This is a genomic window from Yoonia rosea, assembly GCF_900156505.1.
GTDB lineage: Bacteria > Pseudomonadota > Alphaproteobacteria > Rhodobacterales > Rhodobacteraceae > Yoonia > Yoonia rosea.
This window is the reverse complement of record NZ_FTPR01000001.1, coordinates 1657564-1670591: the sequence shown is the minus strand read 5'-3', so window position 1 is coordinate 1670591 and position 13028 is coordinate 1657564. Positions and strand designations below refer to the sequence as shown.

General features: G+C 59.9%; 15 protein-coding genes. 10 read left to right on the top strand and 5 right to left on the bottom strand.

The features are described 5' to 3' along the window. Positions 1 to 2 precede the first annotated feature (2 nt). Positions 3 to 1724, bottom strand: coding sequence for a methionine--tRNA ligase (metG, locus tag B0B09_RS08325; RefSeq protein ID WP_076659167.1), 1722 nt, complete (start codon positions 1722 to 1724; stop codon positions 3 to 5). Positions 1725 to 1791: 67 nt separating this feature from the next. Beyond that, positions 1792 to 3015 (bottom strand): MFS transporter, encoded by a 1224-nt coding sequence (locus B0B09_RS08320; RefSeq protein WP_076659166.1) that lies wholly within the window; start codon positions 3013 to 3015, stop codon positions 1792 to 1794. A gap of 131 nt (positions 3016 to 3146) precedes the next feature. Between B0B09_RS08320 and B0B09_RS08315 the strand changes: the two genes are divergently transcribed. The 6 genes from B0B09_RS08315 (at position 3147) to B0B09_RS08290 (ending at position 8441) form a co-directional block, all read left to right on the top strand. Continuing rightward, positions 3147 to 4190 carry an aldo/keto reductase gene (locus B0B09_RS08315; protein WP_076659165.1) on the top strand — a complete coding sequence of 348 codons (1044 nt, stop codon included), beginning with the start codon at positions 3147 to 3149 and terminating at the stop codon, positions 4188 to 4190. Positions 4191 to 4333: 143 nt separating this feature from the next. Further along, the gene (gene bcoG / locus B0B09_RS08310) at positions 4334 to 5248 is read left to right on the top strand and encodes a 3-dehydrocarnitine:acetyl-CoA trimethylamine transferase BcoG (protein WP_076659164.1); all 915 of its coding nucleotides are present in this window, start codon (positions 4334 to 4336) and stop codon (positions 5246 to 5248) included. After that, complete coding sequence (locus tag B0B09_RS08305) at positions 5245 to 5772, top strand: lipocalin family protein (protein WP_076659163.1); 528 nt, start codon at positions 5245 to 5247, stop codon at positions 5770 to 5772. The genes bcoG and B0B09_RS08305 overlap by 4 nt, the downstream gene beginning before the upstream one ends. Before the next feature lie 2 nt (positions 5773 to 5774). Next, positions 5775 to 6032, top strand: coding sequence for a hypothetical protein (locus tag B0B09_RS08300; RefSeq protein ID WP_207552139.1), 258 nt, complete (start codon positions 5775 to 5777; stop codon positions 6030 to 6032). A gap of 3 nt (positions 6033 to 6035) precedes the next feature. Continuing rightward, complete coding sequence (locus tag B0B09_RS08295; protein ID WP_076659161.1) at positions 6036 to 7496, top strand: carnitine 3-dehydrogenase; 1461 nt, start codon at positions 6036 to 6038, stop codon at positions 7494 to 7496. 42 nt (positions 7497 to 7538) lie between these two features. Continuing rightward, positions 7539 to 8441, top strand: coding sequence for an EamA family transporter (locus tag B0B09_RS08290; protein WP_076659160.1), 903 nt, complete (start codon positions 7539 to 7541; stop codon positions 8439 to 8441). On the opposite strand, the gene B0B09_RS08285 is transcribed toward B0B09_RS08290, so the two are convergent. Continuing rightward, complete coding sequence (locus B0B09_RS08285) at positions 8430 to 9038, bottom strand: NUDIX domain-containing protein (protein ID WP_242654365.1); 609 nt, start codon at positions 9036 to 9038, stop codon at positions 8430 to 8432. The genes B0B09_RS08290 and B0B09_RS08285 overlap by 12 nt on opposite strands. 85 nt (positions 9039 to 9123) lie before the next feature. Continuing rightward, positions 9124 to 9513, bottom strand: a complete 390-nt coding sequence (locus B0B09_RS08280) for a DUF983 domain-containing protein (RefSeq protein ID WP_076659159.1) — start codon at positions 9511 to 9513, stop codon at positions 9124 to 9126. A gap of 183 nt (positions 9514 to 9696) precedes the next feature. On the opposite strand from B0B09_RS08280, the gene B0B09_RS08275 reads away from it, so the two are divergent. The 4 genes from B0B09_RS08275 to B0B09_RS08260 all read left to right on the top strand — a co-directional run bounded on the left by B0B09_RS08275 (position 9697) and on the right by B0B09_RS08260 (position 11671). Continuing rightward, entirely contained in the window at positions 9697 to 10176 is a 480-nt protein-coding gene (locus B0B09_RS08275; RefSeq protein WP_076659158.1) for an EF-hand domain-containing protein, read from the top strand. A 74-nt stretch (positions 10177 to 10250) separates the two neighbouring features. Beyond that, entirely contained in the window at positions 10251 to 10847 is a 597-nt protein-coding gene (locus tag B0B09_RS08270; RefSeq protein WP_076659157.1) for an RNA polymerase sigma factor, read from the top strand. Further along, positions 10831 to 11187 carry a hypothetical protein gene (locus B0B09_RS08265; RefSeq protein WP_076659863.1) on the top strand — a complete coding sequence of 119 codons (357 nt, stop codon included), beginning with the start codon at positions 10831 to 10833 and terminating at the stop codon, positions 11185 to 11187. The genes B0B09_RS08270 and B0B09_RS08265 overlap by 17 nt, the downstream gene beginning before the upstream one ends. Next, on the top strand, positions 11180 to 11671 hold the full coding sequence (locus tag B0B09_RS08260) for a periplasmic heavy metal sensor (protein ID WP_076659156.1): 492 nt from the start codon (positions 11180 to 11182) through the stop codon (positions 11669 to 11671). The genes B0B09_RS08265 and B0B09_RS08260 overlap by 8 nt, the downstream gene beginning before the upstream one ends. On the opposite strand, the gene B0B09_RS08255 is transcribed toward B0B09_RS08260, so the two are convergent. Further along, the gene (locus B0B09_RS08255) at positions 11660 to 13003 is read right to left on the bottom strand and encodes a diguanylate cyclase (protein WP_242654364.1); all 1344 of its coding nucleotides are present in this window, start codon (positions 13001 to 13003) and stop codon (positions 11660 to 11662) included. The two genes, B0B09_RS08260 and B0B09_RS08255, sit on opposite strands and share 12 nt — an antisense overlap. Positions 13004 to 13028 lie beyond the last annotated feature (25 nt).

The following is a 13028-nucleotide window of genomic DNA, read 5'->3' as shown; positions in this document are numbered from 1 at the left end:
GCTTACTCTCCTGCGTCGCGTGTGCCTGCAAAACGGGCCGCCCATTCTTCGCGCTCCTCATCCGTGATTTTACGGAAAAGGTTCTCGGGCACAGTGAAGGCGTGCCCCGCAGGCAGCGCGTTCAAGGCGGCGGCTACATCAGTCGGCCATGTGTCATCGTTGGTTTGCATCGCGTCGATCATGCTCTTGGATGCGTCAGGAATAAAGGCCGCTGACAGGACCGCGTAAATCCGGATCAGGTTCAGTGCGAGGCGGACCTGCATGGCGGCGGTTTCAGGATCGGTCTTGAAGGTTGTCCATGGCGCGTTGGCCTGCAGATATTCGTTGCCCAGCACCCAGATCGCCCGCAACTCTGCTGCAGATTTGCGCACTTCCATCGCATCCATGTGGCCTTCATAGGCGCGGATGCGTGTGGTCAAATCTGCAATCAACTGCTCTTCGGCGGGGCCGTAGGCGCCGCCTGCGGGAACCGCTTCGCTGAACTTTGACCGGCAAAACTTAGTGATACGGCTTACAAAGTTGCCCAAAACGTCGGCAAGGTCCTTGTTCGCGTCGGTTTGAAAGTTTTCCCAGGTAAATTCCGCGTCCGAGGATTCAGGCGCATGGGATAAAAGCCACCAACGCCAATAGTCTGACGGCAAAAGCTCAAGCGCTTGGTCCATGAACACACCGCGCCCGCGCGAGGTGCTGAACTGGCCGCCATCGTAGTTCAGATAGTTGAACGATTTGATATAATCGACAAGTTTCCAAGGCTCTTGCGTGCCCATGATCGTGGCAGGAAAGGACAGCGTATGGAACGGGACGTTATCCTTGCCCATGAACTGGGTGTAGGTGACATCATCCGCGCCCTTGTCGGTGCGCCACCAGCGCGCCCAGTCGGTGCCTTTGCCGGCGTCTTCCCATTCTTGCGCACAGGCGATGTATTCAATGGGCGCGTCGAACCACACGTAAAAGACCTTGCCTTCCATGCCGGGCCAGACGTCGTCGCCCTTCATCACAGGGATGCCCCAATCAAGGTCACGGGTGATGCCGCGGTCCTGCAACCCGTCACCATCGGTCAGCCACTTTTTGGCAATCGAGGTCGTCAGGATCGGCCAGTCTTTCTTGCTCTCGATCCATGCCGCCAAATCATCCTTCAGTTCCGATTGGCGCAGGTAGAGGTGTTTGGTCTCGCGCACTTCCAACTCGGTCGAACCCGAAATGGTGGAATGCGCGTCAATCAGATCGGTGGGATCAAGCTGCTTTGTGCAGTTGTCGCACTGATCGCCCCGCGCACTTTCAAACCCGCAGTTGGGGCATGTTCCCTCGATGTAACGATCCGGCAAGAACCGCCCGTCGGCCACGGAATAGACCTGCTCTTCTGTCACTTCCTTGATCAGCCCGACCTCGGCAAGCCGCGTGGCAAAGGCCTGTGTCAGCTTATGGTTCTGCGGGCTGGAGGAGCGGCCGAAGTGATCGAAGGACAAACCGAAGCCTTCGGCGATCTTTGCCTGTACGTCATGCATCTCGGCGCAATACTCCGCCACGGGTTTGCCCGCTTTGGCGGCGGCCAGTTCGGCAGGCGTGCCGTGTTCATCCGTGGCACAGAGAAACAGCACCTCATGTCCGCGCTGGCGCAGATAGCGGGCATAAAGATCGGCGGGCAGTTGGCTGCCCACAAGGTTTCCAAGGTGTTTGATCCCGTTGATATAGGGAATGGCAGATGTGATCAGATGGCGGGCCATGCGATGTGTCCTTCAGCGTTTGCGCCTATGTAGCGGGCCATGCGGCCAAGTGCCAGACGTTCTGCGCCTAGCGGTCGCGGTTACGGCCCAAAAGCCGCCCGATGCTGAATGTCGTGCGCGGCGCGTAGATATACGGTGTGCGTTGCTCTGGGATGCGGCGCACGCGCATCCGCGTCAGGCCAAAGATGATCAACAGGACATGTCCGGCGGAGATAAAGTAAAAAAGCGCCCCCGGACCATAAAGCCCGATCAGGACTGATGTGGTGTATGGGGCGGCAATTGCGCCCACGGCGTAAAAGAACATCAGCGCCGCCGAAAGCGCGACCCGCTGATCCGATGTGGCAAAGTCATGGGCGTGTGCGGTGGCCACTGAATAGATCGGAAAGGTCGTCAGGCCAAATAGGAACGCGGCGGTCATGATAATGGCGGTGCCTTGCCCTGATGTGGTGACGGTGAAGGCACAGGCGATCACGGCGGCGACCGAGAGCCAGATCATGACCCAGCGGCGGTCAAACTTATCGGCAAGCCAGCCCACAGGATACTGCGCAATCGCACCACCCGCGACGAAGGCCGCCAGAAATGAACCTATCTGGTTTGGGTTCAAGCCGACTTCTTGCCCGTACAAAGGCCCGACCATCCGGAAGGACGCGCTGGACAGGGCCGCAACCAAGACTGCGGCGACACCCAGTGGCGAACAGGCCCAGGCAAGGGCCGGGCGCAGGCGCGTGGCTCTGGGCGTTTCAGGCTGTTCGAGCCGGGTCAGCGCCAAGGGTAGCAAGGATGCACAGCACAGTATCGTCAGGATGTTGTAGGCGATATATGTCTCGACATCGGCCAGCGCGCCGATCATGAACTGCGCCACAAAGGACGCCCCCGTATCGGCCACACGGTAGCTCGCAATTGCGCGGCCGCGGGTTTCGTTGTTGACCTTGGCCTGCAACCACGCCTCGATGATCGTATAGCAGCCCGCGACGCAGATGCCCGATCCGATGCGGAAGAGTGCCCAGAAATAAGGGTCGGCCACGATCACATGCGCGGCCAGCCCGATCGCGCCCATCGCGGTGAAGGTCGCAAAGGCGCGGCTGTGCCCGACGCTGCCCATCAGGCGCGGTGCCCACCAGCAGCCGATGAAAAACCCCACAAAATGCGCCGACCCGAGAAAGCCGACCTCCGCTTGCGAAAAGCCCAGTTCGATCCCCGTCAGCGCATCCAGTGGCCCCACGCCGCCCGAAGACAGCTGCAAAAGCACCACCGAAAAAAACAAAGCCGCAAAGGAGATAAACATCCGCATGGTTTGACCTATGACGGTACGGCCCCCGCGGGGCTAGGCCATAATCGACAGTCAATGTCGCCTTTCTACCCTTGCTCTTGCCGGTCGGGGCTTTAGGGTCCGGCACGAAACCAAGAACAAGGCGAACAGTCATGAAACAACTCCCCCTTGGCCACAGCGGTATCATGGTCAGCGAATGGTGTCTGGGCACCATGACTTACGGCAATCAAACGCCGGAAGATGACGCGCACAATCAGATCGACATGGCGCTGGATGCCGGTATCAACTTTCTCGATACGGCTGAGATGTATCCTGTGAATCCGATCCGCGCCGAAACTGTAGGACTTTCAGAACAGATTATCGGCAACTGGATCGCCAAGACAGGCCGCCGCGATGAGATTGTTGTAGCGACCAAAGTATCGGGCAACAATCCCGGTTGGGTGCGCGAAGGGCGCGGCTATGACGGGGCAGTGATCCGCGAGGCGGTGGACACATCGCTCAGGCGGCTGCAGACGGATGTGATTGATCTCTACCAGATGCACTGGCCCGTGCGCGGCTCTTACATGTTCCGCCAGAACTGGACCTATGATCCGTCCGGCCAGAACCGTCAGCAGACGATGGACCACATGATGGATGTGCTCGAGGCGCTGGGCGATATGGTCAAAGCGGGCAAGATCCGTGCCATCGGCATGTCGAATGAAAGCGCGTGGGGGATGACCAAGTGGATCGATCAGGCCGAGGCTGCGGGACTGCCGCGCATGGCCTCTGTCCAGAACGAATATTCGCTGCTGTGCCGTCTCTATGACACCGATATGGCCGAGATGGCGGTGAATGAGGATGTGACATTGCTGTCGTTTTCGCCGCTTGCTTGCGGTGTGCTGACCGGCAAATATCAGAATGGCGCTGTGCCGGGAGGAAGCCGTTTGTCGCTCAACGGTGATCTGGGTGGGCGCGTGACCGAACGGTTGTGGCCCGCCGCGCAGGCCTATCTTGATCTGGCGGCGAAGCACGGGCTCGATCCGGTACATATGGCGATGGCATGGCAGCGCACACGGCCCTTTGCAGTCTCAGCGATATTCGGGGCGACGACCTCGGCGCAGTTACAGCAAATTCTTGATGGGAAGGATGTGGTTCTGTCGGATGAGGTGATTGCCGCGATTGACGCGGTCCATAAGGAGCACCCCATGCCCTATTAGGTAAGGTGGATTTCAATCCACCTTACGCAGACATCCGTTGCGGAAATTGATCGGCAGGGTGAACCCCCTGTCGATGGGAATTCTGCCTTGTGCGGTGCCCTGATATGGGCAAATGTCACGCAAACACCCGAGGGAGACCAGATATGCCGCTACAAATGAACAGAGAGGTGTTCATCACCTGCGCTGTGACGGGCTCTGGATCGACCCAGAATCGCAGCCCCCATGTTCCGCGCTCGCCCCGCCAGATCGCCGAAAGTGCGATTGACGCAGCCAAGGCGGGTGCTGCGGTGGTGCATTGTCATGTGCGTGATCCCGATACCGGTGCGCCATCGCGCGACCTTGCACTCTACCGCGAAGTCACTGACCGCATTCGCGAGGCGGAGGTCGATGTGGTCCTGAACCTGACCGCCGGCATGGGCGGGGATATGGTCTTTGGCGGGGTCGAGACCCCGCTGCCGACGATTGCAGGCACGGATATGGTGGGCGCCACCGAGCGCGTTGCCCACGTGGCGGAATGTCTGCCCGAGATTTGCACGCTTGATTGCGGTACGATGAATTTCGCCGAAGCCGATTACGTTATGACCAACACCCCCGGCATGTTGATTGCCATGGGGCGGATGATGACCGAACTGGGGGTAAAGCCCGAAATCGAGGCCTTTGATACCGGCCATCTTTGGTACGCCAAGCAACTGGTCAAAGATGGTGTGCTCGACAGCCCCGCGCTGGTGCAGCTTTGCATGGGGGTGCCTTGGGGCGCGCCGGATGATCTCAACACCTTCATGGCGATGGTCAACAATGTGCCCGACGACTGGACCTTCTCGGCCTTTGGGCTGGGGCGCAGCCAGATGCCTTATGTGGCGGCCTCGGTCCTGGCGGGGGGTAATGTGCGTGTCGGTCTGGAAGACAACCTGATGCTGGATCGCGGCGTTTTGGCGACCAATGCCCAACTGGTCGAACGCGCTGTGGGTATTATCGAAAATCTGGGCGCCAAGGTCATCGGCCCGGCCGAAGTCCGCGCCAAACTGGGCCTGACAAAACGCGCGCCGGTCGCGCAATGAGGGCTTTGGCACTGATCCTGCTCTTGGCGGGCTGTAGCACGCAGGGCAGTGGCGGCTTGTTCTCGGTCTACCGCGACACGGATGTGCCGATTGCATCGAAAGCGGTATTCGCGCCCGAACGCTATCTGGGCGTCTGGTATGAGGTGTCACGCTATCCTGTGCCATTTCAGTCGGGCTGTGTCGGCGTAACTGCGGAATACGGTTTGCGCGACGACGGGCTGTTGTCCGTTCTGAACATTTGCCGCGACACGGCTGGCCAAGAGACTGCGCGCATAGAAGGTACGGCAGAAATTGTCGGGCCGGGCCGGTTGAAGGTGCGGTTCCCCTCGGTGCCTTTCGTGGCCGCCGATTACTGGGTGCTTTGGACGGATGAGGATTACCGCACCGCCGTTGTCGGTGCCCCCAACGGGCGGTCGGGCTGGATTTTGAACCGCACCCCCGACATTCGCGCCGATCGTCTGCAGGCGGCGCGTGATGTTTTGCAATTCAATGGATATGATTTGAGCCGATTAGAGGAGTTTTGATGATGAAACGGTTGATTTTGGGCAGCGTGATTGCTTTGGCCGCCTGCGAGGGCGGCGGGATGACCACCGGCGGCGGTGGCGGCGGGATGCGTGAATTCATGGTAATTGGTGGGCGTATGACCTTTGAGGACTGCCGCGCGCGCGGTGGCCTGATCATCCGGGACAGCGAAACGGCAATGGTGGCCTGTGACCCAAGTATTCGCCGCGCTCCTGTGCCTGCGGATGAATTCGACCACCCTGACGATAAACCGGCAGGCTAGACAATGACACAAAAGACAGCGGCCATAATCGGCGGTGGCGTGATTGGTGGCGGCTGGGCTGCACGGTTCCTGCTGATGGGCTGGGACGTGCGCGTCTTTGACCCCGATCCAGAGGCTGCGCGCAAGATCGACGAAGTATTGAACAACGCGCGCCGGTCCTTGCCGGGGCTGTCGGATGTGGCTTTACCCGCCGAGGGGCAACTGAGTGTTCATGGCACCATGTCTGCCGCTGTGACTGGCGTGGACTGGGTGCAGGAAAGCGTGCCCGAGCGGTTGGAATTGAAGCGCAAGGTTTACCAGACCTTGCAGGAACACTGCCCCCATGATGCGGTGATCGGTTCGTCAACCAGCGGGTTCAAGCCGTCCGAATTGCAGGGCTGTGCCACGCGCCCTGAACAGATCGTCGTCGCCCATCCGTTCAATCCGGTTTACCTTTTACCACTGGTCGAACTGGTCCCGAGCGACAAGACCGCACCACAGATTATTCAGCGTGCAAAAGAGGTGCTGACCGAAATCGGCATGTATCCCTTGCATGTCCGGGCCGAGATTGACGCGCATATTGCCGACCGCTTCCTTGAGGCTGTCTGGCGCGAAGCGCTTTGGCTGATCAAGGACGGCGTCGCCACCACCGAGGAAATCGACAATGCGATCCGCTATGGCTTCGGCCTGCGCTGGGCGCAGATGGGCCTGTTTGAAACCTACCGGATTGCCGGTGGTGAAGCGGGGATGCGGCATTTTATCGAACAATTCGGACCATGTCTTGAATGGCCGTGGACCAAGCTGATGGATGTGCCCGAACTGACCGATGACTTGATTGATGCCGTGGCGGATCAATCCGATGCGCAATCGGGGATGTACACGATCCGCGAACTGGAACGCGCGCGCGATAATAACCTCGTTACAATCCTGCGAGGTCTAAAGGCGCAGGATTGGGGCGCAGGCAAGCTGTTGAACGCGCAGGACCGCCGCGTGGAAGGGGCCATTGGTCTGCCCGATGATCTGGGTCAGCCGATTGTAACCGTGGAACGCGCGGTGCCGCTCGATTGGACCGATTATAACGGCCACATGAACGAGGCACGCTATTTGCAGGCCTTTGGCGATGCGACCGACCGGATGATGGCGCTTGTCGGCTGTGATGCCGCCTATATCGCAACCGGCGGGAGCTACTTTACTGCGGAAACCCATATCCGGCATCTGGATGAGGTGCATGCGGGCGCTGTGATCCGGATCGAGACGCAAGTCCTGAACGGGGCGGGCAAAAAGATGCATGTGTTCCACCGGATGTATGAAGGCACGCGTGAACTGGCCACGGGCGAACATATGCTGATCCATGTCAGCCTCGAGACCCGCCGCGCGTGTGAACCTGCGCCCGCGCTGGCCGCGACTTTGGCGAAAGTGGCTGCCGCCCATGCAGCATTGCCGATGCCCGAGGGCGCAGGCAAAGCGGTGGGGGTCAAGGGCTAGTCCGCTCTGGTGAGGGTCAGAGATTGCTGGCATAGGGCCTAGATGGAACTCTGGATCCTTATCACCATTGGTGCCGCCACAGCGCAGACCCTGCGGTTTATGCTGCAAAAGCGCCTCAAAGGCATGGCGCTTTCGACCGCTGGCGCGACCTTTGCGCGGTTCATCTATTCCGCGCCCCTCGTTGCGGTGATCGCCTTTGTCTATGCGATGGCTTCGGGGCAAGGCACACCGCAAATACCACCCGAGTTCTGGCCCTATGCGCTGGCGGGTGGCACCTCGCAGATATTGGCGACGATGTGTGTGGTCGCGCTATTCAGTCATCGCAACTTTGCCGTCGGCATTACGTTCAAAAAGACCGAAGTCCTGCTGAGCGCGCTATTCGGTTTTCTCATTCTGGGTGACACGTTCACGCCACTGACCATCACCGCCATGTTGATTGGCCTTGGCGGGGTGCTTTTGCTGTCTGATCCGCCCGATGGTGTGGGCCCGTGGCGCAAACGCATTTTCAACCGCGCGACGGCTTTGGGACTTGGGGCCGGTGTGTTATTTGGCATTTCCGGCAATGGCTATCGCGGCGCTTCACTTTCCTTGGCCCAGGGCGATGTGTTTTACCGTGCAATTGTCACGCTGGCGCTGGTCACCGCCTTTCAGACCATTGCCATGGCGCTTTGGCTCGCTTGGCGGGAACGGGGCGAGATCATGCGCGTGCTCTCGGCGTGGCGGGTTGCGGGGCTCGTTGGGCTCACCAGCATGATTGGGTCAATCTGCTGGTTCACGGCCTTCACCTTGCAAAACGCAGCCTATGTGAACGCGGTTGGGCAGATCGAGCTTTTGTTCTCGTTGATGATCGGCGCATTTGTTTTTGGTGAGAAAGTCAGCCTGCGTGAATGGCAGGGTTTGGCGCTGCTAACGCTTAGCATCATCATGCTGGTGTTATTGCTCTAGCGGGCTTTGGCCGGCAAGGCGACTGACCAGATGTGCCTCATCATCATTGCGAAAGAAGGGCACGCTGACAGGCGTGCCGCCACGTGCGATATGGCTCGCCAACTCGGCCAGAACAACCTGTGTGATGAAAGGCAGGTTGAACCTGCGCGCATCGGCCAAGGGCACCCATTGCAGGTGCGCGAGTTCGTCCTCGGCGTTTGAGAAATCATCGGGATCCGTCTTCAAATGGTCCACATCCGCTAGAAAGAACCGCGCATCGAACCGCCGCGGGCGCCCCGCCGGTGTAACAGCACGGAAAAAGAATTGCAGGGCTGCGGCGTGGGGGACATGCCCGGTGGCGGCAAAACCGCGCCATCCCTGTGGTGGGTCGGACCACTGGCCCGGGTGGCCCAGAACCTGACCGGTTTCTTCCCAGAGCTCGCGGATGGCAGCGGCAGCAAGGGCCACGGGCGCACGGGTGCTTTCATTTGCAAGGCGCGCTTCATCCAGCGGGGACAGTGATGTGACGGGGACGGCTGCGTCGTTGTCATCGACAGCACCGCCGGGGAAGACAAATTTGCCGGGCATGAAGGCTGCACCGGCGCCGCGTTGCCCCATCAGAACCGATGGCCGGGCCTTGGCATCCCGAAGAACAATGATCGTTGCGGCATCTCTGATCGCGGATTTGTCGATGGGGGGCCTCTTATTCGTTGTGGCCAAATCCGTGCATCCGGCGTGACCACTGAATAGCAACAATCATGCCTTTCATACGCGGCAAAAGCGCCAGTGACAGCGCGACAGACCCGATTGTCAGGCCAGTCGCCATGACCCAAGGTTCAGGCCGATAATAGACCCACCAGAAGTGGATCACAAAACCGATGATATGGGCCACCAGCAAAATCGTCAGATAGGCGGGGCCGTCATCCGCGCGGTGATGCGAGAGCTCTTCGTGGCAGACAGGGCAGGTATCGGCCACCTTCAGGTAGCGCGCGAACAGCTTGCCTTCACCGCAGTTCGGGCATTTGCACCGCAGTCCGTTGAGAATGGCACGTTTGGTTGGGCGATCATCAAGGATCGTTTCCGCGTTCGACATAGGAAAAAACTCCGTCTTGCCCTTTTTCACATGGACTATTGCGATTGGTTTGAAAAGGGGGTGCGCTGATTTGTGACTTGCCGGACATTTGTTTGAAAAAACAGCGACGGAAGTATCGCGGCCCTGCGTTGAAGGAGCATCAGCAGCACAGACAGGCTGCGAGACTGTAAAAAGGACAACACGATGAAAACGAAGATTTTGACAGCAGCGCTGCTCTCCGGTTTGGTTTTGACAGCGGGTGCAGCACAGGCAGAGAACCACCGCGAACGGCCGGATTTTGCCACGCTTGATATCAATGGCGACGGTGCTTTGACCCTGGAAGAAATGCAGGCGCGCGGTGAAGCACGCTTTGCCGAGATCGACACCGATGGTGACGGAGCTCTGTCTGCTGCCGAGCTGGCGGCGTCTGGCACAGAGCGGGCCACAGAGCGGGCCACCCGCATGATTGCGCGTTTTGACGACAACGATGATGGTCTGCTGCAGCAGGACGAAATGCCCTCACGTGGTGAACGCCGCGCGGCTCAGATATTTGAGCGCGTCGATGCCGATAGTGACGGTGTGATTTCCGCAGAAGAGTTCGAGGCCGCCAAGGCGCGCATGGGTGAACGGCGCGGCGAAGGCCGCGGTGATCATCGTGGCGACGGCCCACGCGATCGCGGCTAAGGCGTGGCTGGCAGAGGGCGCCTCAGCCCTCTGCCAATTGCCACCCGGCATGAAGTTGGCTAGCAAACGGACAGATGAACGCATCGCCAGACCCCTTTGCGGGCGCCGAAGACGCGGCGCTCTTGGTAGCCTACGCCAATGGCGACGGGCAGGCTGCGCGGTATCTGACGGCGCGGCTGTTGCCACGCGTGCTGGCGCAGGCCACGCGCATGTTGGGCAATGGGTCCGAGGCCGAGGATGTGGCCCAGGACGCCATGATGCGCCTTTGGAAGGTCGCGCCGGACTGGCGGCAGGGCGAGGCACAGGTGAGTACGTGGCTCTACCGTGTTGTGGCGAATCTTTGTACCGACCGCTTGCGCAAGAGGCGCGGTGCCGTGCCGCTCGATCAGGTGGCCGAACCGCCCGATCCAAGCCCCAGTGCCGTCGCGCAAATGCAGACGCAGGCGCGTATGATGGCGCTGTCTGATGCGCTGGCGCAATTGCCGGAACGACAGGCGCAGGCGGTATCGCTCCGCCACCTCGAGGGGCTTGCGAACCCCGAAATTGCGCAGATCATGGACATCAGCGTGCGGTCCGTGGAAAGTCTGACAGCACGCGGGAAACGGGCCCTTGCCGATATCATGGCAGGGCGGAAGGCAGAACTGGGGTATGACGATGACGAACCCGAATGATGACATGCTGGATGATCTGTTCGCGCAGGCGCGCAGCACATCCCCAGTACCAAGCGATGCACTGATGGCACGTGTCATCGGCGACGCCGACGCCGTACAACCGCGCGCGGTTGCCACGCCTGTGGCGCGGCCCGGCCTGATGATGCGCATGCTGGATACAATCGGCGGCTGGCCTGCGGTCAGCGGGCTTGCCGTGGCGACGGTTGCCGGCATTTGGGTCGGGGTGGCCCCGCCTGCATCGGTGCAGGATGTGACCGCCGCGATGATGGGGGATGAGGTAAGTATCAACCTCTTTGCTACAGATTTGATGATCGACGCAGGAGCATTTGGTGATGGCTGAAGATAAAACACCCCAAGCGCGCCCCAGCCGCCTTTGGCGTGTTGTGCTCGTACTCTCGCTTGCGCTCAACCTTGCGGTGGTTGGGGTTATTGTCGGGTCAGCGGCTTCGGGTCGATGGAAAGACGGACCACCGCGCAGTTTCGATCTTGGGCTTGGGCCAATTGCGCGCGCGCTTGAACCGCAAGAGCGCCGGGCCATCGGTCGCCAATTGCGCAACGACCGGTCTTTGCGTGATTTTGATCTGCGTGATCGTGTCAATCGTGTCGTTGCCGCCTTGCAGGCCGATCCCTTTGATCCTGATGTCTTGCGGGCATTGCTTGCCGAACAAAGCGCACGGATGACGACTGTTCAGGCCACAGCACAAGAGGTGGTGGTGGAAGAGATCATTGCCATGACGCCCGAGCGTCGCCGTGCCTTTGCAGAGCGGGTGCTGGAAGAGATGTCGCGCGCCCGCAGCCTGCGCGAGCGATCCTCAGGCGGCTGATTTGCTGAAAGCGACCTGATCACGGCCAGCAGACTTGGCGGCATAAAGCGCTTTGTCCGCGCGGTCACAGATTTTGGTGATTGCGCTGCTTCCGGCGTTCAACTTTCCGCTGACTGCGACACCGACTGACACGGTCACCTTCAGCATCGGCAGCCCTTCGCCCAGATTGAACGGCGTGGCATGGACCAATTCGCAAAGCCTGGCTGCGGCCATGCGTGCATCCGCGACCGATGTGCCGGGCATGGCGACCAGAAACTCTTCGCCCCCCATCCGTGCCACCAGATCAATCGCGCGCAGGTTTTCACGCAGGCGGTTAGCAAGCGCGATCAGCACGGTGTCGCCCGCTGCATGCCCGTGGGTGTCATTCACAGATTTGAAGTGGTCGATATCGATCATCATCACGGCAAGTTCCCGACCGGATTTGCGCGAATCCTCGGCAAGGCGCGCCAGATGCGGTTCAACATAGCGCCGGTTGAACAGACCGGTCAGCGGATCAGTGACGGCGGCATTCAATCCGTTGCGCACCGTATCACGCAGCTTGTCATGTTGGCGTTTGCGCGCGATCAGGCGCGTCGCACGCATGCTGATTTCATCAGGACTGCTGGTTGATGGCACCACATCATCCGCGCCAAGATCAAGAAACATTGCAGCCACTTCCGGCGCCTCAGGTGGCACCACGACAAGCTGCATGGCAAGCCGCGTCTGGTTGCGCGCGCGCAGGTCGGACACCAACCCGAAAAGCCCGCTTGCGCCAGCCTCGGTTGTCGCCGCATTGATCACGAAAAGATCATACGCAGCGCTGCCGTCATCACCAAGCAGGGCATCATTGGGATGCAGCACCTGAATAGCGTTCCGCAGTCCTGCGTTCAGGCTGGACTTGAGAAGGGACGCGGCCCGCGACTCCTGGCTCAGGATTGCAAGACGTGCCGCACCGTCAAAGACCGCCTTGTTCTCCTCAAAGCCCAAAGCACGGCTGGTGGTTTCACGTAACATCAGTTCCTGACTGGTGCTGCGGACCCGCAACAGACTGCGGATGCGCGCCAGCAATAACACATCGTTCACAGGATGGGGCAGCACATCATCTGCACCCGCATCGAGGGCTGCAAACCGCGCCCTTGAGGTATCGGCGACACCGACCGCAATGATGGCAATTGATTTTGTCACAGTCGAGCGGCGCAGATCGCGGCAGAGGCTATGCTGATCATGGGTTGCATCAGACAGGTTGAGCAAGATCAGATCGGGGCGGTTTCGTTCGATCAACATGATCGCCTCAGCCTTGCTCTCGCAGGTATCGACTGCGAATTGTGCTGCCAGCATCTTGACTTTCAACACGATTCTATTCGTTGCTACAGTATCA